Origin of the sequence: Catellatospora bangladeshensis (assembly GCF_016862575.1) — a bacterium.
In the GTDB taxonomy this organism is placed as follows: Bacteria; Actinomycetota; Actinomycetes; order Mycobacteriales; family Micromonosporaceae; genus Catellatospora; species Catellatospora bangladeshensis.
Window position 1 is genome coordinate 45751 of record NZ_BONF01000055.1, and the last position, 24594, is coordinate 70344.

The following is a 24594-nucleotide window of genomic DNA, read 5'->3' on the forward strand; positions in this document are numbered from 1 at the left end:
GAACTCTCCTTGGGATGAGAGGCGCGACGGGCCCCTCACCTGCGCTCGTACGCCGGTGAGGGGCCCGTCGCGTCAGGGCAGGGTCCACTTCTGGTTGGCGCCGCCGTTGCAGGTCCACAGGGCCACGATCGTGCCGTCGGCCGAGTTGTTGCCGGACACGTCCAGGCACTTGGCCGACTGCGGGTTGCGAAGCGTCTGATCCGATGCCTGGTAGGTCCAGTTCTGCGCCGCGCCGCCGTTGCACGTCCACAGCTGGATCTTCGTGCCGTTCGCCGTCCCGCCGCCGTTGACGTCCAGGCACTTGCCCAGCGCCCGCAGCGTCGAACCCGAAACGGTCCACGTCTGCCCGGCAGCCCCGCTGCACGCGTAGATCTGGACCTGCGTGCCGTCAGCCGACGAACCGTTGCGCACGTCCAGGCACTTGCCCGCCAAACCCTTGATCGGACCCGTCCCGGTGGGGGCGGTACCGGTGGCCAGGGTGAACGAGTCGATGTCGTACAGGAACCCGGTGCCGGACCCGGCGAAGGTCAGGTACAGGGTGGTGGTGCCGGTCGGCGGGCTGCTGATCGTGCCGTTGACCGTGGTGAAGGTGTCCCACGAGCCGGTGACCGGCACGGTCGCCGAGCCGAGCACGGTGCCGGTGGCCGAGCCGGCCCGGATCTGGAGCGTGCCGCCGCTGCCCGCGGAGGAGACGCGGGCGCTGAACCCGGTCACGTTGTTGATCCGGTACGGCTGGAACGCGATCCAGTCGCCGTTGTGGATGTCACCGACGGTCTTGCCGCCCTCGGCGGCGCTCTTGTCGAACGTGGCGATGCCGGACGAGGTCTTGAAGTGCTCGGCCTGGCGCTTGCGCGGCTGCAGGGTGTGCTGGGTGTGCGTGGTCAGGCCGCCCGCGTCGGTGTACTCGGCGTCGAAGACCCCGAAGATGTTGGCCGCGTCGTCGTGCTCGCCGTCGACGGGGACCGCGATCGTGCCGGTGCACCCGGTCTGGGAGGTGATCTGGTGACCGTGGCTGTCGTGACCGAGCACGTAGGTCATCTTGACCCTGCTGCAGTCGATCGAGGCGTCCTCCGGGTCGGTCGCCGTGATGCTGAACGACACGGTGTCGCCGAAGCCGAACAGCTGCCCGTTGGCGGGGCTGTTGATGGTCACGGTCGGCGCGGTGTTGCCGACGCCGATCTGCACGCTCGCCGAACCGGTGGCGCCCTGCGGGTCCCGGACCGTCAGCGTGACGTTGTACGTGCCGTTGGCGGTGTAGGTCTTGCTCGGGTTGGCGGCCGTGGAGGTGGTGCCGTCGCCGAAGGCCCAGGAGTAGGTCAGCGCCCCGCCTTCGGGGTCCGACGATCCCGACGAGGAGAAGTTGACCGTCAGCGGGGCGGTGCCGGAGGTGCGGTCGGCGCTCGCCACGGCGGTCGGGGCCCGGTTGCCGCTGCCCACGTAGTCGAAGCGGTACAGGGCCGAGTTGACGTCGCCGTTGTAGTAGCCGGTGCCGTAGTCGAGCACGTACAGCGCGCCGTCGGGCCCGAAGGCCATGTCCATGACCTGCTTGCCGATCCAGGGGAACGTCTCGATGGCGCCCCGGCTGCCGTCGGAGTTGACGTGGATCGGCTTGATCCAGCCCCGGCCGAACTCACCGGCGAAGAACTGGCCGTCGAAGCCCTGGGGGAACTTGGTGCTGGAGGACGAGGAAGCGTCGTACCGGTAGACCGGGCCGCCCATCGGAGACTCCGAGCCGCTGCCGAACTCCGACGGGCTGCCGGAGTCGCCGGCGTAGCGGATCCAGGCCGTCTTGGCGGCGGGCAGGGTGGGCAGGCCGGTGTTGCGGAACGAGTTGTTGGCCGGGCCGCCGCCGCAGTTGTACTTCGAGCCGGCGGTGTTGGACGCGAAGTCCCACTCGGCGTAGGTCTCGTTGGAGGTGTTGGTGCCGGTGCAGTACGGCCAGCCGTAGAAGCCCGGTCCGGTGACCCGGTTGAACTCGACCTGCCCGCTGGGGCCCCGGCTGCTGGTGCTGCCGGCGTCCGGGCCGTAGTCGCCGACGTAGACCACGCCGGTGGCCTTGTCGACGCTGATCCGGAACGGGTTGCGGAATCCCATCGCGTAGATCTCGGGACGGGTCCGGCTGTCGGAGTCGACGAACATGTTGCCGTCCGGGATCGAGTACGACCCGTTGGCGTTGACCTTGATACGCAGGACCTTGCCGCGCAGGTCGTTGGTGTTGGCCGCGGAGCGCTGCGCGTCGTAGGCGGGATTGCGGTTGGTCCGCTCGTCGAGCGGGGAATAGCCGGCCGACTCGAACGGGTTGGTGTCGTCGCCGGTGGACAGGTACAGGTTGCCGGCGGCGTCGAAGTCGATGTCGCCGCCGGTGTGACAGCACATGCCCCGGTCCGCGGCGACGTCCAGGATGTCGACCTTGCTCGCCTGGTTGACGGTGAAGTCGGAGTTGAGCGTGAACCGGGAGAGCCGGTTGACGCCCTGCCAGGCCGACCAGTTGCTGCCGGTGGACGGCGCGTCGCCGCTCGGCGTCGACAGCGGTGGCGCGTAGTACAGGTAGATGTGGCGGTTCGTGGCGAAGTTCGGGTCGACCCCGACGCCGTGCAGGCCCTCCTCGTCATGGGTGTAGACCGGGATGTTCCCGACGACGGAGGTGTTGCCGGCCGCGTCGGTGCGGCGCAGCGTGCCGTTGCGTGCCGTGTGCAGGACCGACCGGTCCGGCAGCACGGCCAGCGTCATCGGCTCACCCACCTCGGACACGCCTTTGGCGAGGGTGACCTGCTGGTAGTCGGTGCTGACGATGGTGTGCGCCTGCGCCGGCGCCGGGCCGCCTAGACCGGCGGGTCCCGCGGTGAGAATTGCCGTCGCGCCGGTCGCGGTCAGCAGCAACGCTGAGCCTGCGGAGAACCATCGTCTGGTGCGGTGCGGGGGGAGGCCGTCCCTGATGGACATGAAGACCCTTCCTGACAAGTGATGGCCAGGCGGGCGCGAACCATCGCGCCAATGCCGTGGGGGGTGCTGCCTGTCAGGCGCCGCACCTGACAGGTGGCGGCCTCTGACGGCGGATGGAGCCATCACAGATCGCCAGTCGATGGGTCCCGCGCCGCCGGTACGCCTCGACGAAACTTGCCGATCCTGCCGATCCCGAGTCACGTGTCGCCGGGAGGCGACGTCATATGACGTGTTATCAGGTAGTCGGCTCGGTCGATGTTATCGCTAACATGACGGTTGTCAACCCACCCGCAGGCATCGATCTCTGCTGGTTGATCGCCTTCCATGTGGACGGTCTACCTGACCTGCGCACACACGAAACCTTTTCGTCACATCTTGACTCAAGCTCTGTTATCGGTCACATTCGACTGACCGCGGGATGGCCGGCACCATCCTCCGCATCGGCTGGCAGGGCACCGATCGCGCACGTCAGCGCGGCCGGGCCAGGTGTGCGGCGTGCTCAGACGTCATACAGAGCACTACTCGTTTCTGCACGCAAGTCGACTCCGGCGCGGTTCCCTGCTCGACGCGGTGGCCGGGTGCCGCCGGGCGCGCCCGGGCATCGCGTCGCAGCAGGTCGACGACTTCCCGAAGGAGACCTCGTGGCACCACCACTGACGCGGCAGACCGGCCGGACCGTCCGACGGATCGCCGTCGTCGCCGCCGGCCTGCTGCTCGCGCTCACGCTCACTCCGGTCAGCGCCGGCGCGGACAACCCGATCGTGCAGACGATCTACACCGCCGATCCCGCCCCGCTGGTCCACAACGGCCGGGTGTACCTGTACACCGGCCACGACGAGGACGGCTCGACCTACTTCACGATGAAGGAGTGGCGGGTCTACTCCTCGGCCGACATGGTCAACTGGACCGACCACGGCGTGCCGATGAGCCTGTCCACCTTCAGCTGGGCCAGCGCCGACGCCTGGGCCGGCCACGTGGCCTACCGCAACGGCAAGTTCTACTGGTACGTCCCCGTGAAGAACCGGGCGACCGGCGGCATGGCCATCGGCGTCGGCGTGTCCAGCAGCCCCACCGGCCCGTTCACCGACGCCCTCGGGCGGCCGCTGGTGGAGAACGGCGAGATCGACCCTAACGTTCTCATCGACGACGACGGGCAGGCCTACCTGTACTGGGGCAACCCCCGCCTGTGGTACGTCCGGCTGAACGCCGACATGATCTCGTTCTCGGGCAGCCCGACCCAGATCCCGCTGACCACCGCCGGCTTCGGCACCCGCACCGGCAACACCAGCCGCCCGACCCTGTACGAGGAGGGTCCCTGGGTCTACAAGCGCAACGGCCTGTACTACAACGTGTTCGCGGCCGAATGCTGCTCGGAGTTCATCGGCTACTCCACCGCTCCGGGCCCGACCGGACCCTGGACCTACCGGGGAACCGTCATGCCGCGGCAGGGCGCCAGCTTCACCAACCACCCGGGCGTCATCGACTTCAACGGCGGTTCGTACTTCTTCTACCACAACGGCGCCCTGCCCGGCGGCGGCGGTTACACCCGGTCGGTGGCCGTGGAGAAGTTCTCCTACAACAGCAACGGCACCATCCCGACGATCAACATGACGAGCTCCGGCGCGCCGCAGATCGGCACGCTGAACCCGTACGTGCGCCAGGAGGCCGAGACGATCGCGTGGGAGACGGGCGTCGAGACCGAACCCGCCAGCGAGGGCACCCTCAACATCGGCTGGATCGACAACGGCGATTACATCAAGGTCAAGGGGGTCGCCTTCGGCACCGGCGCGACGTCCTTCACCGCACGGGTCGCCTCGGCGGGCGCGGGCGGCAACATCGAGCTGCGGCTGGACAGCCTGACCGGCCCCGTCGCGGGCACCTGCGGGGTGGGCGGCACGGGCGGCTACCAGACCTGGGCGACGGTCACGTGCGGCGTCTCGGGGACGACCGGCACCCGTGACCTGTATCTGCGGTTCACCGGCAGCGGCGGCGGCCTGTTCAACGTGAACTGGTGGCAGTTCGGCGGCGGCGTCTCCGGCGGCAACCAGCTGGCCAACGCCGACATGGAGGCCGGCACGACCGGCTGGGCCGTGTTCGGCAGCGGCACGCTGGCATCGAACACGTCGGTCGTGCACGGCGGCAGCAGGTCGCTGGCCATCACCGGCCGCACCGCCTCCTGGAACGGCATCCGCCAGGACGTCACCGCCAAGCTCGTCAACGGCAAGAACTACACGACGAGCGTCTGGGTACGCACCCAGAGCGGCACCCCGTCGGCGAAGGTCACCCTGGCCCTGACCGCCAACGGCTCGACCTCTTACGTGCAGCTCACCCCCGCCGCGACGGTGAACTCCGGCGGCTGGACCCAGCTGACCGGCACCGCGACCGTCTCCTGGACCGGGACGTTGTCGGGCGCGAGCCTCTACGTGGAGACGGCGGCCGGGACCGACGGCTACTACCTCGACGACGCCTCGTTCCAGTAAGGCCCACCCAGGCCGGTGGCCGGCCGCGCGCCGGCCGCCGGCCGTTCCTGTTCTGACGTACCAGCCCATCGACCATTCAGCTGTTCGCTCCGAGGGAGTTGAGCGATGTCGGATCTGACACGCAGACAAGTGATCAAGACCGGTGCCGTGGGCGCCGGAGCGCTGCTCATGCCGTTGCCGTGGACCGCCGAGGCGCAGGCCGGTGCGGCGGCGCCCGCCGAGGTGCTCGCGGTCGGCGACCTGGCACTCTGGTACAACCAGTCCGCCGGCACCGACTGGCTGCGGGCCCTGCCCATCGGCAACGGCCGCCTGGGCGCGATGGTGTTCGGCAACGTCGACACCGAGCGGCTCCAGCTCAACGAGGACACGGTGTGGGCAGGCGGCCCGCACGACCCGAGCAACACCGCGGGGGCAGCGGCGCTGGCGGAGATCCGGCGGCTGGTGTTCGCCAACCAGTGGAGCCAGGCGCAGGACCTGATCAATCAGCGCATGCTCGGCAGGCCGGTCGGGCAGCTCGCCTACCAGCCGGTCGGCAACCTGCGGCTCACCTTCCCCACGTCCGGCAGCGCCTCGCAGTATCAGCGCCGGCTGGATCTGACCACCGCCACCACCTCGGTCAGCTACGTGATGAACGGCGTGCGGTATCAGCGCGACGTCTTCGCCAGCGTGCCCGATCAGGTGATCGTCATGCGGCTGACCGCCGACCGGGCCGGGGCGGTGACGTTCACCGCGGTGTTCGACAGCCCGCAGCGGACGACCGTGTCCAGTCCGGACAGCACCACCATCGCCATGGACGGCACCTCCGGCAGCATGGAGGGCGTGACCGGGGCCGTCCGGTTCCTGTCGCTGGCCGCTGTCAGCGCGACCGGCGGCACGGTCTCCAGTTCCGGCGGCACGCTGCGGGTCACCGGCGCCACCAGCGTCACCCTGCTGGTCTCGATCGGGTCGAGCTACGTCAGCTACCGCGACGTGAGCGGCGACTACCAGGGCATCGCCCGCCGCCATCTCAGCGCGGCGCGCAACCTGTCCTACGACCAGCTGCTCTCCCGGCACGTCGCCGACTATCAGGCGCTGTTCAACAGGACGACCCTCGACCTCGGCCGGACCTCCGCGGCCGACCAGCCGACAGACGTCCGGATCAGCCAGCACGCCTCGGTCAGCGATCCGCAGTTCTCCGCGCTGCTGTTCCAGTACGGCCGGTATCTGCTCATCGCCTCGTCCCGGCCCGGCACGCAACCGGCCAACCTGCAGGGCATCTGGAACGACCAGATGGCACCGCCGTGGGACTCGAAGTACACGCTCAACGCGAACCTGCCGATGAACTACTGGCCGGCCGACACGACGAACCTGCCCGAGTGCCACGAGCCGGTGTTCGCGATGATCAGGGATCTGGCGGTCACCGGGGCCCGGACCGCCCAGGTGCAGTACGGGGCGAGCGGCTGGGTCACCCATCACAACACCGACGCCTGGCGGGCCACCTCCGTGGTCGACGGCGCCCTGTGGGGCATGTGGCAGACCGGCGGCGCGTGGCTGGCGACCATGATCTGGGACCACTACCGGTTCACCGGCGACGTCGAGTTCCTGCGCACCAACTACCCGGCTATGAAGGGCGCGGCGCAGTTCTTCCTCAGCACGCTGGTCACCGAACCGAGTCTGGGCTACCTGGTGACCAACCCGTCGAACTCCCCCGAGCTGGCCCACCACGCGAACGTCAGCGTCTGCGCCGGGCCGACCATGGACAACCAGATCCTGCGGGACCTGTTCGACGGGTGCGCCGCCGCCAGCGAGGTGCTCGGGGTGGACTCCGACTTCCGGACGCAGGTCCGCGCGGCCCGCCAGCGCCTGGCGCCGATGAAGGTGGGCTCGCGCGGCAACATCCAGGAGTGGCTGGCCGACTGGGTCGAGACCGAGCCGAACCACCGGCACATCTCCCACCTGTACGGGCTGCATCCGAGCAACCAGATCACCAAGCGGGCGACGCCCACGCTGTTCGAGGCCGCACGGCGGACCCTGGAGCTGCGCGGCGACGACGGCACGGGGTGGTCGCTGGCCTGGAAGATCAATTTCTGGGCGCGGATGGAGGACGGCGCCCGCGCCTACAAGCTGATCAGGGATCTGGTCACGACGTCCCGGCTGGCACCCAACATGTTCGACCTGCATCCGCCGTTCCAGATCGACGGCAACTTCGGGGCGACGTCCGGCATCGCCGAGATGCTGCTGCACAGCCACAACGGTGAGCTGCACCTGCTGCCGGCGCTGCCCTCGGCGTGGTCGGGCGGCCGGGTGACCGGGCTGCGCGGCCGGGGCGGGTACACCGTCAGCCTGACCTGGAACTCGGGCCAGCTCGGCGAGGCGCTCATCCGGGCCGACCGCGACGGCGTGGTGCAGGTGCGCGCGCGGCTGTTCACCGCCGGGCACACGGTGGTCGACGTCGCCGACGGCACCCAAGTGTCGCCGGTCAGGGTCGAGGCGGACTGCGTAAGGATCACCGTCCGGGCGGGCCACACCTATCGGGCGCAGCCGACGGGACAGACGACGCCGACCCTGGAACAGCTCTTCTCCAATGCCAGCACGACCAACGACACGAACACCGGCGCCGGTGACTTCGACGGCAACGGGGCGACCCTGTCCGCCCAGGCCCTCGCGCAGGTGGGCGTGACCCCGGGCGCGACCCTGAGCCGGGAGGGGATCACCTTCCGCTGGCCGAACGTGCAGCCCGGCGGAGCGGACAACGCGATCGCCTCGGGCCAGTCCGTCGCCATCAGCGGCACGGGCAGCAAACTCGGGTTCCTGGCCGCCGGCACCTACGGCGCCGTGTCCGGGACCGCCACCGTGGTCTATGCCGACGGCACCCGCCAGTCGTTCACCCTCGGCGTGCCCGACTGGTACGGCGGGCCGAAGAGCGGCGCGACCGCGGCGATCGCCATGGCCTACCAGAACCGGCCCGGCAACCGCCGCGAGAACACGGCCGCCACCATCTACTACGCCGGGGTCTCGCTGGCGGCGAAACCGGTCGTGCGGGTCGAGCTGCCCAACATCAGTTCACGGCCCGCCTCCGGGGTGCCGACGATGCACATCTTCGCCATGGCGATCGGCTGACGCGACAGTCGCAATTGCTATGACGTCATACGTGTGATGTGATGCACGCCATCGGTGGCCCCGTTCTCGCCGAACGTGGGCCACCGATGTCTGCCCCACCCCCAGCAGCTCGAACTCGTGGAAGGACAACATCGTGGCTACTGCTCCCAGCCGCGCACATCGACCGCCGGAACGCCCGTCCCGGCTGCTCCCCCTGTACCTCGCCGCCGTGCTCACCGCAGCATCGGCACTGTCCGCCCTGCCGGCCGCCGCCGCCGTCATGACCACCCTGTACGCCTCCCCCGCGGGATCCGGCACCGCGTGCTCGGCGGCGCAACCGTGCTCGCTGGCCCAGGCCCAGTCGTCGGTGCGCGCGATCGCGCCGACGATGAGCGGGGACATCGTGGTGCAGCTCGCCGGTGGCACCTACGCCCTGTCCGCGCCGCTGACGTTCACCTCGGCCGACTCGGGCGCCAACGGCTACACCGTGTTCTGGCAGGCGGCGCCGGGCGCCATGCCCGTCATCTCGGGCGGGCAGCGGGTGAGCGGCTGGACCCAGGTCGACGCCGGGCAGAACATCTGGCGGGCCGCCGCCGGGACCGGATTCGACAGCCGCCAGCTCTACGTCAACGGCCGCATCGCGACCCGGGCCCGCACCCAGGTCAACCGCGCCGACTTCACGATGACGACCAGCGGCATGACGTTCTCCAGCAGCGCGCTGTCCTACCTGAACAACATCGCCGCCGAGGACCGCGTCGAGCTGGAGTCGGTGAACTCGTTCACCGACCGGTACGTGCCGGTGCAGTCCATCAGCAACAACGTCATCACCATGGAGCAGCCGGCCTGGAACAACAACACCTTCGGCTACGACACTCTCAGCAGGCCGTTCCGCGCCGGGCCGCTGTACCTGGTCAACGCGCGGGAGTTCCTCGACGCCGCCGGCGAGTGGTATCTGGACACCTCCGCCGGACAGCTCTACTACAAGCCGCTCAGCGGCGAGAACATGGCCACGGCCGACGTGCAGCTGCCGCGGCTGGAGTCGCTGCTGCGAGTGGGCGGCACGTACGCGTCGCCGGCCCATCACCTGTCCTTCTCCGGCCTGCAGTTCTCCCACACCAGCTGGCTGCAGCCCAACACCGGTCAGGGCTACGCCGACCAGCAGACCGGCGCTTACATCTACGGCACCTGGGCCCGGCCGTCGGACTGGCTGAACTCGTGTCAGTCGGGCTGCCAGCAGTTCGAGGCCACCCGGCCCAGCTGGCGCCAGATGCCCGCGGCGGTGCAGGTCTCCGCGGCCAACGCGATCAGGTTCACCGGGAACCGGTTCACCAACCTGGGCCAGGTCGGGCTGGGCATCGGCAACGACGCCAACGCCCACGCCACCGGCGTCGGCCTCGGCGCCAGCGACGTCGACGTCATCGGGAACACGTTCGAGCAGATCGCGGCCGGCGCCGTCATCGCCGGTGGCGTGCAGGCCGACGCGCACCACCCCGGCGACTCACGGATGATCAACCGCGACATCGTGTACGCCAACAACACCGTCCGCGACGTGGCCGTCGACTACCGCAGCCACGTCGGCCTGCTCATGACGTACACCGCCGACTCGGCCATGACCAACAACGAGGTCTACAACCTGCCGTACACCGGCATCTCGATCGGCTACGGCTGGGGCGCCAACGACGCCGGGGGCGCACAGGACTACACCGACCGCGGCCTCTACAACTACCAGCCGAGATACACCACCGCAACGATCGCGAAGAACTACCGGGTGCAGGCCAATCACGTCCACGACGTCATGCGGCAGATGACCGACGGCGCGGCGTTCTACGCCCTGTCCGCGCTGCCCGGATCGACGATCAACCAGAACTACTTCCGCAACACCAACGGCTGGCTCGGCCTGTACTTCGACGAGGGAGCACGGTACCTGTCGGCCTCGAACAACGTGTTCGACAACATCGGGCAGTGGGCCTACGGCCAGCACTGGGCCAACAACAACACCGGCAACCTGACCCTGACCAACAACTGGACCACCAGCACCAACACCAACATCGTCAGCGGCTCCCGCGGCAACGTCAACACCGGCACGGTGGTCGTCACCGGCGGGAACTGGCCGGCGGCGGCTCGCACGGTGATGACCTCGGCCGGGGTGCAGTCGTCCACCCAGCAGGGCGTCACCATCGTCGGCGGGCAGTCGGGCCGGTGCGTCGACGTGCCGAACTCCACCTCGGCCAACGGCACCCAGGTGCAGCTGTGGGACTGCTCCGGCGGCACCAACCAGCGATGGACCTACACCGCGAGCAAGCAGCTGACGGTGTACGGCAACAAGTGCCTGGACGCCTCCGGCCAGGGCACCGCCAACGGCACCCGCCTGGTCATCTGGGACTGCAACGGCCAGGCCAACCAGCAGTGGAACGTCAACGCCAACGGCACCATCACCGGCGTGCAGTCGGGGCTGTGCGTCGACGCGAGCGGGAACGGCACCGCCAACGGGACCCTGCTGCACCTGTGGGGATGCCACGGCGGCACGAACCAGCAGTGGAGCCTGCGCAGCTGATCAGGCAGGAAACGACGGCGAAGCCGTCAGGGCAGGGCCGGCGCCGTGCGCGCCGGCCCTGCCCGTGTTCGCCGTGACCTTCATCTGTGCCAGGTGTGCGCTGCTCGCCGCGAGGGCCGGCCGTCATGCCGACGCGGCCCGGGTGTTCACCCCGTCGCCTGCCACAGGCCGGTAGGCACCGTGCTGCGCATCGCCGCTGCCGCGGCCGCGACGTGCGCGGCCGATCCCATGCCGGTGACGACGGAGGTCACCGCCGGGTGCCGGAGGGGGAACTGCAGGGCCGCGACGGGCAGCGTGACGTTCTGCGCCTGGCAGGTCTCGGCCAGCCGGCGAGCCTGCTGAAGCACCGGGTCGGGCGCGGGTGCGTAGTTGAAGTGCGCGCCGTCGGCCGGCCACGGCCTGGCGAGGACGCCGGAGTTGAAGGGCGCCGCGGCGACCACGGCCACTCCCCTGCGGGCGCACTCGTCGAGCAGCTGCTCGCCCGACCGGTCGAGCAGCGTGTACCGGCCGGCCAGCATGACGACGTCGAGGTCGGTCTCACGCACCATGCGCAGGGGCGCCTGCCACTGGTTCATGCCCACGCCGACCGCGCCGATCACCCCCTGGTCGCGTAGCCTGATCAGGGCGGGAATGGCGTGGCTGACGGCTTCGTCGACGGCGTCGTCCGGGTCGTGGACGTAGACGATGTCGATGCGGTCGACGCCCAGCCGGACGAGGCTCTCCTCCAGGCTCCGGCTGACTCCGTCGGCGCTGAAGTCCCATACCCGGATCAGGTCGTCGGGGACGGCGAAGCCGCCGGCGGCCAGATCGGAGCCGGTCGGCGCGGGGTGGGGCCGCAGCAGCCGGCCGACCTTGGTGGACAGGACGTACGCGTCGCGGGGCCGTTCGCGCAGCGCGTCGCCCAGCCGCAGCTCCGACAGGCCGAGCCCGTAGTGGGGCGCCGTGTCGAACACGCGTATGCCCGCGTCCCAGGCGGCGCCGACGGCTCGCGCGGCGTCGAGGTCGGTCCTGGGGTAGCCCAGGTTGCCGATCCCGGAGGCGCCGAACCCGAGCGTCGTCACGGTCAGGCCGGTGCGGCCGAGCGGCCGGGTGGGCATGGCTGCCGGAGCTTGTGGAAACACGGCGACTCCCGTCGGTCAGGTGGGATCAGTGGTCGCGGTCGGTGCGGCCGGGTCAGGCAGACGCCACACCAGCGGCAGCGGCCCGCGCTGGGACACGGCCATGTCGAGCAGCGGGTGGATGATCTGGTGCCAGCGTTCGGTCAGCTCCAGCCGGGCCATCGACGCCTCCATGCCGTCCCAGTCGTCGCACACGATCGTGTGGAACAGGTCGAGCCCGTCCCGCCAGATGTGCCACGAATGGACCCCGCTCTCGCGCAGCGCCTGCTCGTGTTCGGGCGACAGCTTGGCGTGGATGCGTTCGTACTCCGCCTCCAGGCCGGGCTTGAGACGGGTGTGCAGTCCGATCACCTGCATGGTGGCTCCTCGATGGTGGTGGGCCGGTCAGGGTGGGCGATGGCGGGCGCGGTCACCGGCCGAGCCAGCCGCCGTCGACGGGCACGAGTGCGCCGTGCACGTAGTCCGAGGCCGCCGACGCGAGGAAGACGGCCACACCCGCGAGGTCGGCCGGGGTGCCCCACCGTCCGGCCGGGATGCGGTCGACGATGGCGGCGTTGCGCACCGGGTCGTCGCGCAGCGCCTGGTTGTTGTCGGTCGCGATGTAGCCGGGCACGATGGCGTTGACGTTGACGCCGTGGACGGCCCATTCGTTGGCCAGTGCCTTGGTCAGCCCCGCGACGCCCGACTTGGCGGCGGTGTATCCGGGCACCGTGATCCCGCCCTGGAAGCTGAGTAGCGACGCCGTGAAAATGATCTTCCCGGTGCGCCTGGTGAGCATGGCCCGGCCGACCTCGCGGGCCAGGATGAACTGGGCGGTGAGGTCGACCGCGAGCACGTGGTCCCAGTCCTCGTCGCTGTGCTCGGCGGCGGGTGCGCGGGCGATGGTGCCGGCGTTGTTGACCAGGATGTCGACGGGACGTTGCCGCCCGGTGAGCTCGGCGGCCAGCGCCGCGACCGCCTCACGGCGGGAGAAGTCGGCCGCTCGCACCTCACAGCTGCGGCCATGGGCCGTCACCCGGCGGACCACCTCGCTGCCTTCGGGCTCCAGCTGTGCGCTGACCGCGATGATGTCGGCTCCGGCGGCGGCGAGCGCGTCGGCGATGGCCAGGCCGATGCCGCGGCGGGCGCCGGTGACGACGGCGAGCTTGCCGGTGAGGTCGAACATCGCGGCGCTCACCGGCGGACCGCGCAGTCGAGCAGCACCTTCATCACGCCGGCCCCCGATTCGAGGGCGGCGAACGCTTCGCCCGCGCGGTGCAGCGGCTCCACATGGGTGATCAGGTCGGCGGCCGGGATCCGGCCGGCGGCGACGAGGTCGACGGCGGTCGACATGTCGTCGCGGCTGTAGAGGCGGGCGCCGAGCATCGTCAGCTCCCGCCAGAAGAAGCGGTGCAGGTCGATCTCTCGCGGGGTGGCGTGGATCGCCACCATCACCAGCCGCCCGCGTGGTGCCAGCACGTGCACGGCCGCGGTGGCTCCGGCGGCCGCGCCGGACACTTCGAACGCGACCGCGGCGCCCTCGCCGCCGGTCCAGTCCTCGACGAGCGCGGCCGTGTCGGCGCCCGTGGGATCCGCGGCCGGGAAGCCGAGCCTGTCGGCCAGGGCTCGGCGCTGCGGGCTCGGCTCCAGCACCATGACGTGGGCTCCGGCGTGCCGGGCGACCACCCCGATGAGCAGACCGACGGGACCGCCGCCGACCACGACGGCGTGCTCGCCGGCGGTCAGGCCGCTGCGCCGGACGTCGTGGACGGCGACGGCGGTGGGTTCGGCGAGCGCGCCGTGGGCGAGGTCGAGGGTCTCGGGCAGGCGGACCAGCGCCTGGGCGGGCACGTTCCAGCGCTGCTGCATGGAACCGGCGCTGTCGATGCCGAGGAAGGTGAGCCGGGGGCAGACGTGTCCGTGCCCGGCGGCGCAGGTGCGGCAGGCGCCGCACGGCAGGACGGGGAGAACGGTGACCGGGTCCCCGGTGGCCCAGCCGGCCACCCCCTCGCCGAGGCGGGCCACCGTTCCCGACATCTCGTGGCCGAGGACCGCCGGCGTGGTGACTCGCCGGTCCATGTCGCCGTGCAGGATGTGCAGGTCGGTGCCGCAGATCCCGGTGAAGGCGACGTCGATCTGCACCTGCCCCGGGCCGGGTGCCGTCTCGGGCACGTCGATGACGCGCAGGCGGCGGTCGCCTTCGTATACGGCTTGGTGCATGACTTCCCTTTCGGACCGGTGCTGGGCGGAGGTGGTCACGAGCGGCATTCCGGAACAGGCGGCCCGACCGCAGATATGACATCATATGTTTGGTCCGATGACAATGTCAGCACAGCGGCTCGCACCCGCGGTCACCGCACACGGCCGCCGTCCGGCGTCCGGCACGCTTTCACCCCTGGGAGCTGAACGTGAACCTCGATCCGATCGCGACGATCATCGACGCGCACCTGCATGTCTGGGATCCCTCGCGCGGCGTCTACCCCTGGCTCGGCGAGCACCTGGCACCGGTGAACCGTGCCATGACGCTGCGGGAGGTCATGCCTGAGCTCACCGACCGGGGAGTCGGGGCGGTGGTGCTGGTGCAGTCCGCCGACGCCGGCTTCGACACCGACCTGATGTTCGAGACGGCGCGGTCTCACCCCGAGGTCGCGGGGGTGGTCGGCTGGGTGCCCCTGGACCTGCCCGCGGAGGCCGCGGGCAGGCTGGCCCGGCTGCGCGACGAACCGCTGTTCGCCGGGGTGCGCAACCTGATCCACGAGCGCGCGGACCCGGACTGGATCCTGCGCCCCGATGTGGACGCCGGCCTGGGCCTGCTGGAGCAGGCCGAGGTGCCGTTCGACTTCGTCGCGGGCGGCCCGCAGGCCCTGGCCACCGCGGCCGAGGTCGCCCGCCGCCACCCGGGACTGCACCTGATCCTGGATCACCTCGGGGCGCCCCCGCTGGACGCCGACTCCGGCCAGGCGCAGCAGTGGCTGCACGATCTGGAGGTGCTCGCCGGTCACCCCCGTGTGTACGCCAAGCTGTCCGGGCTGTACCTGGGGCCCGACCCCGCGGGCGATCGCCTGCGCCGAGCCGGTTCCCACATCCGCGCGGCGCTGCGGCTGTTCGGCTCCGACCGGCTGATGTACGGCGGCGACTGGCCGATCTGCCTGCTGCACGAACCGTACGGGCGCACACTGGACATCGTCCGGCACAGCCTGCCGGACCTCGACGCCACCGGATGGCACGACATCCTCACCGCCACGGCCACGCGGGTGTACGGCATCGACCTGCGGCGGCCGGCGTCCGCTCGGCCGTGACCGTGCGGGCCCGGCATCACCGGCCTGGTTCCGGGCCCGCCACCGGTTCGCCCGGCGGCACGCTCAGCGCGGTTCCAGCGGGCGCGGGCCGGCGGGACGTACGTCCCCGAGTTCCAGCTGATAGGTGCTGACGGCGGTCTCCGCGAACACGTCGCGGTGCAGGCCGCCGAGCAGCGATGCGATCGCGCGCAGCGATTCGGGGTACGTCGCGGCCAGCTCGCTCGTCGGCCAGTCCGATCCGAACATGAGCCGCCGGGCGCCGAACACCTCCACGGCGTGGTCCACATACGGCCGGAGGTCGTCCACCGACCACCGGTCCCAGTGCGCGAGCGTCACCAGGCCGCTGAGCTTGGCCCGTACGTTTGCGCAAGCAGCGACCGGCGCTATGCCGTGCTGCCATTCGGCCAGGCCTTCGGCGCCGCCAGTCACCCAGGGTGAGCCCATCTGCTGCAGGACGATGCGCGCACCCGGCATGGCCTCGGCCAGGCGCGCCACCGAAGGCAGCTGCTCGGCGCGCACCGCGAGTTCGATCGCCAGCCCGCATTCGGCCACCGCGGTCAGCCCCGCGCGCGTCCCGGGCCGATCCAGGAAGCCTTCATCCAGCTCGTACACTCGCTCCTGCAACGCGACGAGGTGCTGCCCGCCGGGTTCGGCCCGGTGCTTGTCGATGATGTCGCCGAGATCCGGGTCGGTGAGCGGCGCCCATCCGACGACGCCGACGGCCCACGGAGTCCAGGCCGCGATCTCCAGGCACCTCGTGGTGTCGGCGGAGGTGCCGGGACCGGCCTCCACGAGCACGCAGGCGTCGACCTCCGACTCGGCCAGGCTGGCGCGCAGGGCGTCGACATCGTGGTCACGCCGGACACGCGTGTGCCGGGCGGCCGCGGTCCAGAGGCTGTCCGCAGTCCAGAGCTGCACATGCGCATCGATGATCACTGCGGCCGCCGCCCGTCGCCAGCGATGCTCCGCACGGAGCCGGGTCCGGGCCCGGCATCGCCAAGCCGTGCCCGCCCGGCGAGCCGCGGAACGGCACGCCCATCGCTCACCGCCGGGTCCGGAGCTGACCGGCGCGGGGCAGGGCCGGTCGGATGCTGTTGCTGCACTGCTGTCCTCCCTGTCGCACGAAGAACGGCGCCGGCCGGTCTTCATGCCGGTCGGGTGGGGCGCCGGCCCGCACGCGGCGGGGTGCGGGCCGGCGCCGTCTGGTGGTGTCAAGCCACCGCAACCCGCCGAAGGTCGCGGTCGCTCCCCGACGGCGCGTGGCCCAGAACCGTCGAGGACCGGCGCCGTGGAGTAACCCGAGCGAAACACTCTGATCGCTACCTCATCATACGTATGACGTCATAGCAAGACCCGGATATACATCGGTCCGCAAAGGATCCACATCGGCGCACAGACACCGGCAACGCCGCCGGCCCTGCACCGGGCGTCGCAACTGCCGCAACGACAAACCAGCCCGCGCAGGCCCGTAGGCTGGCGCGGGCTGCTGGCTACCCGGTCAGCGAGCCGACTGCCGGCGCGATCCCGAGCCGGGGGCGTCCGCGTCGGGTCGCGGCCGTCGCCGGCTCCACGAGCCGGAGATGTGGGCGCGCATCGCCGTGGCGGCGCCAGTCGCGTCCCTGGCCAGGATCGCGTCATGGATGGCCTGGTGCTCGTCCAGCGTCTGGCGCATCACTGCTTCGTTGTACTCGCCGTGGTAGCGCATGCTTCCGCGAGCCTTGTCGTGGATGCTGTTGACGATCGCCCGTCCGAGCCGGTTGCGCGACGCGGCCATGACCATGTCGTGGAAGTGCGCGTCCGCGGCGGCGAACTCGGCCACGTTGTCGATCTTCGACCGCATCAGCTCGAGTGAGGCGCTGATCCGGAGCCTGTCCTCTCCGGTGTACGCGGTCGCCGCGGCGGCGGCCATGTCCGCCTCGAGCGCGGTGCGCGTGGCCACGAGCTCGTCCAGGAAGGAGAGGTTGGCGTCGTGGGCGATGATGGCGGTCAGCACGACGTCGTCGAGGAGGTTCCACTGCCGGGGATCGGTGACCTGGGTGCCCCGGCCGTGCTCGATGCGGACCAGGCCCTTCTCCTGCACCACCTTGACGGACTCGCGGATCACCGTCCGGCTGACCCCGAACTGGTCGCACAGCTCCGCCTCCGGCGGCAGCGTCGAGCCCGGGGTGAGCACGCCGCGCACGATGTCGCTGACGATCTGCTGGACCACGTTGATGCCCAGCTTGGTGCCGCGGGCCCGGGGCGGGGCGGCCTCCGCGGCCGGCGCATGGGGTATCGCGAACGGGTCAGCCAGTACCTGCCGCCTCAACGTGGCCTCCCGGTGCAGTGATCGCCGGACGCCCAGACCCGGCGACGACGAGTGTACGGTACGCTATTAAGACGTCACAGGTGAGATGTCATATGTCACTGTTCCGCCTCCGTACCACGACGATTCTTGCACGAATGGTTATCCGCGCGCACCGGGCATGGTCGCAGTAAATGCGGCGGGGCGGGTGCGGCACCTCACCACGCCGCCGCACCCGCCCGCAACCAGCCCGCGGCGCAGCCGCGAGCCACCCCCGTTCAGCAGGCGGCCGCGAGCAGCCGCTGGCCGGCCCGCTCCGGGCGTACGCCCGGCCCGTCGAAGGACACCGTGGCCGGCCGCAGCCCGCAGCCGGCGATCGCCTCCTCGTGCAGAGTGATGCCGAGGCCCGGCACATCGCCGAGCACGAATGCCCCGTCCTCGATCCGCAGATCGAGGTCGACACCGACGGGTGGCACGAGGACCTGCATCTCGCTGGTGATGTGGTTGGGCACTGACGTCGCCGCGTGCAGAAGCCCGACGGGATGGGTGCCGATCGGGCTGACCGGCAGGTCGTAGGCGTGGGCCAGCGTGGCGACCCGCAGGAAGTGGGTCACCCCCCACACCGAGGCCGTCTGCACGATGTCCAGTGCGCCCGCTGCCAGCAGCGGCCGGAACTGCTCCAGCCCGCTGAGGTTCTCGCCACTGGCGACCGAGGCCCGCAGGCCACGCCCGACCGCGGCCAGCCCTTCGGCGTCCCACCGCCGCACCGGCTCCTCGATCCAGATCAGATCCAGGGTGCGCTCCAGCTCCGCGACGTACCGAACCGCCTGCTTGCGGTTCCAGCATTCGTTCGCGTCGAGCATGAGGCCCGGACGAGCACCGCCGCCCGCCTCGGCGAGCACGTCGTGCACCAGCGTCAGCCGGTGCCGGTCGCGTGCGACGTCGAGTCCGCCCTTGAGCTTGGCCGCCCGCATGCCGCGGTCGGCATACGCCCGGTAGGTGGCGACCAGCTCGTCGTCGTCGAGGCCGATGTCGAGGCCGGACGCGTAGGCGGGCACCACCCGGTCGCGCCCGCCCAGCAGGCGCCACAGGGGCTGGCCGGCGGCCTTGGCCTTGATGTCCCACAGTGCGGTGTCGAACGCGCCGATCGCCCCGAAGACCGCTCCGGCGTGCCCGGCCTTGAACGTCTGCCGCAGCATCCGGTCGTACAGCGCGGTCACCGCCCTCGGGTCCTCACCGTCGATGGCGGCGAAGATCGCGTCCAGCTCCACGTGCGGGCCCATCCCGACGCCGGTGATGCCCTCGTCCGTCGTCACCACGATGATCGGCACGTCGGTGAGGCCGTCGGCGTAGAGGCCGTTGGCGTCGCCGACGGGCCGGCCCCATTCCTGCACGGTGTTCAGGGCGCGGTACCCAGTGATGCGCATGTCAGCCTTTCGTCGAACCAGCGGTGACAGCGTCGGCGATCCGGCGCTGGAAGAAGAGGTAGACCGCCAGTACGGGCACGGCTGCGATCAGCACCCCCGAGGCGAAGGTGGGGATGTCGGCCGAGTACTGACCGCGCAGCGACGTCACCCCGACCATGAGGGTGCGGTGCTCCGCGGACGGCATCATCAGCAGCGCGATGAGCACGTCGTTCCAGCAGAACAGGGCGTTGAGCACGCCGACCGACAGCAGCGCCGGCCGGCCCATCGGCAGCATGATCCTGCGGTAGACCCCGTAGGTCGTGTTGCCGTCGATGCGCGCCGCATCCGTGATCTCAGTGGGGATGGCGCTGTAGTAGCTGGCCATCAGATAGATCGTGAAGGGCAGGTACTGCGCCGTGTAGGCGAGGATCAGCCCGGGATAGGTGTCCACCAGCCCGGTGTCGGCCATCGTCCGCACCAGCGGCACCATGATCACCTGGAACGGCACGAACAGCGCCGCGAGGCATCCCAGAAACAGCGCCCGGGAGCCGCGGAACCGCAGGTGGCTCAGCGCGAACCCGGCCATCGAGCCCAGCAGCAGCAGCATCGCGACGGCGCCGGCCACCACGATCACGGAGTTGGCGAAGTAGCGCGCCGTGCCGGCGGTGGTCCAGGCGGTGGCGATGTTGTCCCAGCGCAGCGTGTCCGCGAACGCGAACCGGTCCAGGATGTAGTCCCGGCGGGTCTTCATCGCCGCGTTGCCGGTGAACACCAGCGGATAGATCGTCGCCAGGGCGAGCAGCGCCATGGGTACGGCGATGAGCCACCGGCTGATTCGTGCGCCGCGCATCAGTCCTCCTTGCCGGTGCGCCGCAGGAAGCTGACCTGGGCGAGCCCCACGACGAGCATCACCAGGAACAGCACCGTGGAGGCGGCGGAGGCGAACGCCGGGCGGTTCATCTGGCCCTGCTGAATCCAGATGTAGTACTCGGGCAGGTAGGTCGAGCCGCCCGGGCCTCCGCTGGTCATCACGTAGATCAGCCCGAACATGGAGGTCAGCATCCCGATCATCGTGGTCACGAACACGAACTGGATGGTCCGGGACAGCCCCGGGATGATGACGTGCCGGATGACCTGCGGCAGCGTCGCCCCGTCGGACCGGGCGGCGTCGAGCAGGGCCGGATCGAGCGTGGCGAAGCCGGACAGGAACACCACCAGCGCCATGCCGAACGTCGCCCAGATGTGCACGCCGAGGACGGTGAAGAGTGCGACGTCCGAGTCGCCCAGCCAGTCGACCGGGCCGAGCCCCACGACCTCCAGCAGGCTGTTGACCGGCCCGTCGAAGGACAGGAGCAGGTTGAAGATGGAGCCCACGATCACCGGTGACAGCACCGCGGGGAAGAAGTAGACGCTGCGGTAGAACCGGTGCCCCGGCACGCGCAGGTAGATGAACGTGGCGAGCGTCCCGGGAATGGCCACCGCGACGGGCAGCAGCAGCACCAGCCATCCCACGTTGCGCAGCGCGCCGAGGAAGAGCGGGTCGGCGAACAGCTCCGCGTAGTTGTCCAGGCCGACCGCCGCCCCGTTGCGCTCACCGTCTCCAGTGAAGGAGAAGTTGACGCCGAGCAGCAGCGGCCACAGCCGGAACAGCACGATGACCAGGACGGCGGGGGCGATGAGCACGAACGGGGAGAGCCGTTCGGCGGACAGGCCGCCGGTCTGGCGTCGCCGGCGTGACGCGGTCGCGGTTCCATCGGCCCGCCCCGCCCGGGCGGGGCGGGCCAACAGCGGCGTGAAATCACCGAGCGGCACTGTGGTCAGCTCCGGTCCGACTCGCCGAGCTGCTTGAGCGCGGCGTCGACGGTGACGGAGCCGTCGAGGATCTGCTGGGACAGCCGGCCCATCAGTTCGATGGTCTTCGACGACAGCGCCACGTGCAGCGCGGGCTTGCCGGTCTTGAGGTCGGCGACCAGCGCGGTGACCGCGGGCTCGGCGGCCTTGACGGTGGTGTCGGAGACGACCGCGCCGGCATTGGTGTAGAACGCGGTCAGCGCCTCGGTCGAGGTCAGCGAGCGCACCAGGTCGGCGGCCAGGGCCGGATCCTTGGTCCACTTGGCGACCCCGTACCCGATGCCGCCGTCGAACGGCAGGCTGGGGGTGGTGCCCTCGTTGACCACCGGGGACTTCATCACCCCGACGTTGTCGGGGCCGAGGAACTCGTTGAAGTCCTTCCAGTGCCCGATGTCGGACATGAGGCCGATGATGTTGGTCGCCTTGCCCGACTGGAAGATGCCGAAGGCGTCGGTGAACATCGTGGTCGAGTTGCCGCCCTTGCTGTTCAGTCCCCGGTCCTCGACGTCCTTCCACAGCTGGAAGATCTGCTTGACGTGGGCGGAGCTCCAGTCACGGCGGCCGGCGATCCAGTCGTCGTACTCCTGGGGGGACAGGATTCCCGAGCCGAACGCCGACAGGAAGAACTGGATGCCGGCGCCCTCCTTGTTGCCCAGGGCGAAGCAGGTGGCCTTCGTCGCCTTGGCGATGGCGGCGCAGTCGGCCGTGAAGCCGCTCCAGGTGGTCGCCGGGCGCTGCGGGTCGAGCCCGGCCTTCTTGTAGAGGTCCTTGTTGAAGTAGATGGGGTGGCCCTGCAGGGTCACCGGGGAGGCGAACGCCTTGCCGTCCTTGGTGAACGCGTCCCAGCCGGCCAGGCGCGGCTTGTCGGGGCTGACGTACTGGTCCAGCGGGACCAGCGCGTCGACCCGGTCGCGGATCTGGCCGCCGCCGTTGAACATCATGACGTCGGGGCCCTTGCCGGCCTGGATCGCCGCACCGAGCAGCGTGTAGTACTGGTCGAACGGCTGCGCGACGAACTCCACGGCCACGCCGGGGTGCTTCTTGGCGAAGTCCGCCTTCGCCTTCTCCACGTAGGCCGTGGCGGTCTTGTCACTGGACTTCCAGTCCCACACCACGAGCTTGCCGCTCGCCGCCTCGGACGACGGTGCGTTTCCCGTGGCGCTTCCACAACCTGCCAAGGCCAGCGTCGCCGCGACGGCGACCGACCACAGTGCTCGCTGCTTCATTGATTCTCATCTCGAGAATGGCCGGGACCCGGCCGTCAGCTGGAATGCAGCAAAGCTAAGTCATATGATGTGTGATGTCAACGCGGGTCACGCGGAAACGGCCCGGGCGGCGGTCGGCCGGGCACGGGCGGAGAAGACGTCACTGATGCGCGCGACGCGGCGAGCGCGGCTATGGGAAGCCGCAAGATGGCGTCGGAGCGGCGAGACAGGGCTCACCGGCTGGCGGCGGCCGCGATCGACACTTCGGGTCACGGCTGGCGGGAACGGAACGGAACAGTGCGCCGGTGCGGACCACGCCTGACGATGCCGTGGCCATGCCGGAGCTGACGGGTAGGGCTTTCGCAGTGGCCGGGAACCGGGGCGACGGTCTCGACGCACTTGCCTGAAACTGCTTTGTCCACTCCTCGGATAGTCGTAGGGCGACCGGACGGGAACACTTATGCCGGCACCCGAGGAGACTGCCAGAGTGTCTACTCAACTTCAAGAGGCAGGCGCATGACCAGAACGCCGAGCGCACCCCGACCAACCCACTGAAGCCAACCGTCCCGGCCGCATCGCACGAGGTCAAGGGTGAATGCGCGGATGCCGTCGGCGCGACCGATCGCGGCACGAATTGGCACGGCCGAAGCTGATTCACCATTCCGGGAAAACCTTCTCGAGCGCTGTTGCCGACAACTATTGGGGCCGGATCCTGTACCGAAAAGCGTTATGCGCGTGCCTGTCGCACGGTCGCGTCAGGACATGCCACAGCCCGGCCCATCGGACACCGCGCCCCCGGTTCGGCGGCGCTAGAAGGCGGCGGGCCGGCGTTCCTACGGGCGCACGGGCGCAGGTCCGGTGCTGGCCCGCACGACGAGCGTGGGCGCCACCGCCGGATGGCCTGCCCCGGCGGGCCGCTCGCCCGGCTCGAGCAGTTCGAGCAGCTGGCCGAGGCAGCGGCGGCCGACCTCGTCGAAGTCCTGCCGCACCGTCGTCAGCGGCGGGGACAGGTAGGCCGCCTCGGGGATGTCGTCGAACCCGACGACGCTGACGTCCTCCGGCACCCGCACTCCGCGCTCGCGGAAGGCGCGCAGCATGCCCAGCGCCTGCTGGTCGTTGGCGCAGAACACCGCGGTCACGTCGCGCCTGGCCGCAAGCTCGCAGCCGGCCGCGTAGCCCGACTGGGCACTCCAATCCCCGCTGATCACGGGCGGCGCGACCCGGCCGGCCGCGGCCAGGCTCTGCCGCCAGCCGTCGATGCGGCTGCGGGCCTCGATCCAATCCGGCTGGCCCGACAGGTGCCACACGGTTCGGTGCCCCAGCCCGAGCAGGTGCTCGACGGCCAGGCGGGCACCGGCGCGCTGGTCGACGGAGACCGACGGCAGCCCGTCGACCTGATCGGATTCGAGGACCACGGCGGGCACGCCCACCGGCAGACCGCGGACCGCGGCCACCGCCGTCGTGACCGGAGCGAGGATGACCAGCCCCGCGACCGACTGCGCGACCAGCTGGTCGACCGCCTCGGCCAGACCGTCGCGGTCGAGCCGCTCGACGGCCACGATGCTGATGCCGTAGCCCACCCGCCGGGCGGCCCGCTCGACGCCGAGCAGCGTGGCCGCCGGTCCGTAGAGCAGCGTGTCGAAGCTGACCACCCCGATCGCGCCGGATCGCCGGCGGGCCAGGCCGCGGGCCAGCGCGTTGGGCCGGAAGTGCAGCTGCTCGACGGCGCGCAGCACCCGCTCGCGTGTCTCCTGGCGGACGCTGTCGTGGTTGTTCAGCACCCGCGACACCGTCTGGTGGGAGACCCCGGCCAGGCGGGCGACGTCCTTGATCACAGCCGCTCGTGCTGGCTGGCGACTCATCCCTACCCCCTGTGAGCGCATGATAACCGACGAGATCTCCTTCGCATGACGCGAGCGGAGCGAGCACCGGACCCGCGCGAACGAGCCGATCCGGTCCGCTCCGGCTCTGCTCTGGGCAAATGGGTTCCGATCGACGACACGAAGCCGGCACACCTCCGAAACATTTTCGCCACACCTTGACGCGCAGGGATGTTATCGGTCACATTCGACGGGCGGGACAGTGAGACACGTCAACACGACGGCGTCATCGTCACCGTCGGGAGCGGGCGACGTCTTCTAGACGTGCTCCCGGCGGTGCACCTGTGACCGTTAACTCAGCCCACTTCGTTCGAGCACCTCCGTGGACGGCCGCCCTGACGTATCGCGCGGCGGACCACGGCGATGTGTCGCGTCTTCGTCCAGCCCGTACCACCCGACGAACAAGGAGAGTGCCGTGAGCGGCATCAGTATCACACCGCCCCCCACCAGGCGATATGCCTGGCGCAGCGCGCTGGCCACGATGGTGGTCACCGCGCTGGCCAGCGTCGGCCTGGCA

Annotated in this window: 17 protein-coding genes; 5 read left to right on the forward strand and 12 right to left on the reverse strand. The window is 70.3% G+C overall.

Annotated features, from left to right (window positions below; genetic code table 11):
- Positions 1-72: 72 nt before the first annotated feature.
- Complete coding sequence (locus Cba03nite_RS36295; RefSeq protein ID WP_203756560.1) at positions 73-2943, reverse strand: PQQ-dependent sugar dehydrogenase; 2871 nt, start codon at positions 2941-2943, stop codon at positions 73-75.
- 495 nt (positions 2944-3438) lie between these two features.
- On the opposite strand from Cba03nite_RS36295, the gene Cba03nite_RS36300 reads away from it, so the two are divergent.
- The 4 genes from Cba03nite_RS36300 (at position 3439) to Cba03nite_RS36315 (ending at position 11055) form a co-directional block, all read left to right on the forward strand.
- Positions 3439-3600 (forward strand): hypothetical protein, encoded by a 162-nt coding sequence (locus Cba03nite_RS36300; protein WP_203756563.1) that lies wholly within the window; start codon positions 3439-3441, stop codon positions 3598-3600.
- Positions 3585-5423 (forward strand): family 43 glycosylhydrolase, encoded by a 1839-nt coding sequence (locus tag Cba03nite_RS36305; RefSeq protein WP_239126281.1) that lies wholly within the window; start codon positions 3585-3587, stop codon positions 5421-5423. Before Cba03nite_RS36300 ends, Cba03nite_RS36305 begins: the two co-directional genes overlap by 16 nt.
- Positions 5424-5528: 105 nt before the next feature.
- A complete protein-coding gene (locus tag Cba03nite_RS36310; protein ID WP_203756565.1) occupies positions 5529-8522 on the forward strand; it encodes a glycoside hydrolase family 95 protein in 2994 nt (997 codons plus the stop codon).
- Positions 8523-8655: 133 nt separating this feature from the next.
- On the forward strand, positions 8656-11055 hold the full coding sequence (locus Cba03nite_RS36315) for an RICIN domain-containing protein (protein ID WP_346114044.1): 2400 nt from the start codon (positions 8656-8658) through the stop codon (positions 11053-11055).
- Positions 11056-11201: 146 nt separating this feature from the next.
- Here the strand turns inward: Cba03nite_RS36315 and Cba03nite_RS36320 are convergent, their stop codons facing one another.
- From Cba03nite_RS36320 to Cba03nite_RS36335, 4 genes are read right to left on the reverse strand one after another with little or no spacing between them, the layout of a single operon-like run.
- Positions 11202-12152, reverse strand: a complete 951-nt coding sequence (locus Cba03nite_RS36320; RefSeq protein ID WP_203756567.1) for an aldo/keto reductase — start codon at positions 12150-12152, stop codon at positions 11202-11204.
- Between the two features lie 39 nt (positions 12153-12191).
- Complete coding sequence (locus Cba03nite_RS36325) at positions 12192-12530, reverse strand: L-rhamnose mutarotase (RefSeq protein ID WP_203756569.1); 339 nt, start codon at positions 12528-12530, stop codon at positions 12192-12194.
- A gap of 52 nt (positions 12531-12582) precedes the next feature.
- Positions 12583-13350, reverse strand: coding sequence for an SDR family oxidoreductase (locus Cba03nite_RS36330; RefSeq protein WP_275411639.1), 768 nt, complete (start codon positions 13348-13350; stop codon positions 12583-12585).
- Entirely contained in the window at positions 13347-14372 is a 1026-nt protein-coding gene (locus Cba03nite_RS36335) for a zinc-dependent alcohol dehydrogenase (RefSeq protein ID WP_203756571.1), read from the reverse strand. The genes Cba03nite_RS36330 and Cba03nite_RS36335 overlap by 4 nt, the downstream gene beginning before the upstream one ends.
- A 188-nt stretch (positions 14373-14560) precedes the next feature.
- Between Cba03nite_RS36335 and Cba03nite_RS36340 the strand changes: the two genes are divergently transcribed.
- Positions 14561-15451, forward strand: coding sequence for an amidohydrolase family protein (locus Cba03nite_RS36340; protein ID WP_203756573.1), 891 nt, complete (start codon positions 14561-14563; stop codon positions 15449-15451).
- 63 nt (positions 15452-15514) lie between these two features.
- On the opposite strand, the gene Cba03nite_RS36345 is transcribed toward Cba03nite_RS36340, so the two are convergent.
- From Cba03nite_RS36345 to Cba03nite_RS36375, 7 genes are all read right to left on the reverse strand, one after another.
- Positions 15515-16369 carry an amidohydrolase family protein gene (locus Cba03nite_RS36345; RefSeq protein ID WP_203756575.1) on the reverse strand — a complete coding sequence of 285 codons (855 nt, stop codon included), beginning with the start codon at positions 16367-16369 and terminating at the stop codon, positions 15515-15517.
- A gap of 580 nt (positions 16370-16949) precedes the next feature.
- Entirely contained in the window at positions 16950-17759 is an 810-nt protein-coding gene (locus tag Cba03nite_RS36350) for a FadR/GntR family transcriptional regulator (protein WP_203756577.1), read from the reverse strand.
- A gap of 254 nt (positions 17760-18013) precedes the next feature.
- On the reverse strand, positions 18014-19162 hold the full coding sequence (locus Cba03nite_RS36355; protein WP_203756580.1) for a mandelate racemase/muconate lactonizing enzyme family protein: 1149 nt from the start codon (positions 19160-19162) through the stop codon (positions 18014-18016).
- 1 nt (position 19163) lies between these two features.
- On the reverse strand, positions 19164-19991 hold the full coding sequence (locus Cba03nite_RS36360; protein WP_203756583.1) for a carbohydrate ABC transporter permease: 828 nt from the start codon (positions 19989-19991) through the stop codon (positions 19164-19166).
- Positions 19991-20953: a carbohydrate ABC transporter permease gene (locus Cba03nite_RS36365; RefSeq protein ID WP_203756586.1), complete on the reverse strand. Its 963-nt coding sequence runs from the start codon at positions 20951-20953 to the stop codon at positions 19991-19993. Before Cba03nite_RS36365 ends, Cba03nite_RS36360 begins: the two co-directional genes overlap by 1 nt.
- Before the next feature lie 5 nt (positions 20954-20958).
- Positions 20959-22218 (reverse strand): ABC transporter substrate-binding protein, encoded by a 1260-nt coding sequence (locus tag Cba03nite_RS36370; protein WP_203756587.1) that lies wholly within the window; start codon positions 22216-22218, stop codon positions 20959-20961.
- A gap of 812 nt (positions 22219-23030) precedes the next feature.
- Positions 23031-24032 carry a LacI family DNA-binding transcriptional regulator gene (locus Cba03nite_RS36375; protein ID WP_308442777.1) on the reverse strand — a complete coding sequence of 334 codons (1002 nt, stop codon included), beginning with the start codon at positions 24030-24032 and terminating at the stop codon, positions 23031-23033.
- Positions 24033-24594: the final 562 nt, after the last annotated feature.

Bases quoted from the DNA above. Each gene is read 5' to 3' on its own strand.
- Cba03nite_RS36320 (WP_203756567.1), bottom strand. From the start codon at position 12,152: ATGCCCACCCGGCCGCTCGGCCGCACCGGCCTGACCGTGACGACGCTC.
- Cba03nite_RS36325 (WP_203756569.1), bottom strand. From the start codon at position 12,530: ATGCAGGTGATCGGACTGCACACCCGTCTCAAGCCCGGCCTGGAGGCG.
- Cba03nite_RS36370 (WP_203756587.1), bottom strand. From the start codon at position 22,218: ATGAAGCAGCGAGCACTGTGGTCGGTCGCCGTCGCGGCGACGCTGGCC.
- Cba03nite_RS36355 (WP_203756580.1), bottom strand. From the start codon at position 19,162: ATGCGCATCACTGGGTACCGCGCCCTGAACACCGTGCAGGAATGGGGC.
- Cba03nite_RS36360 (WP_203756583.1), bottom strand. From the start codon at position 19,991: ATGCGCGGCGCACGAATCAGCCGGTGGCTCATCGCCGTACCCATGGCG.
- Cba03nite_RS36310 (WP_203756565.1), top strand. From the start codon at position 5,529: ATGTCGGATCTGACACGCAGACAAGTGATCAAGACCGGTGCCGTGGGC.
- Cba03nite_RS36335 (WP_203756571.1), bottom strand. From the start codon at position 14,372: ATGCACCAAGCCGTATACGAAGGCGACCGCCGCCTGCGCGTCATCGAC.
- Cba03nite_RS36295 (WP_203756560.1), bottom strand. From the start codon at position 2,943: ATGTCCATCAGGGACGGCCTCCCCCCGCACCGCACCAGACGATGGTTC.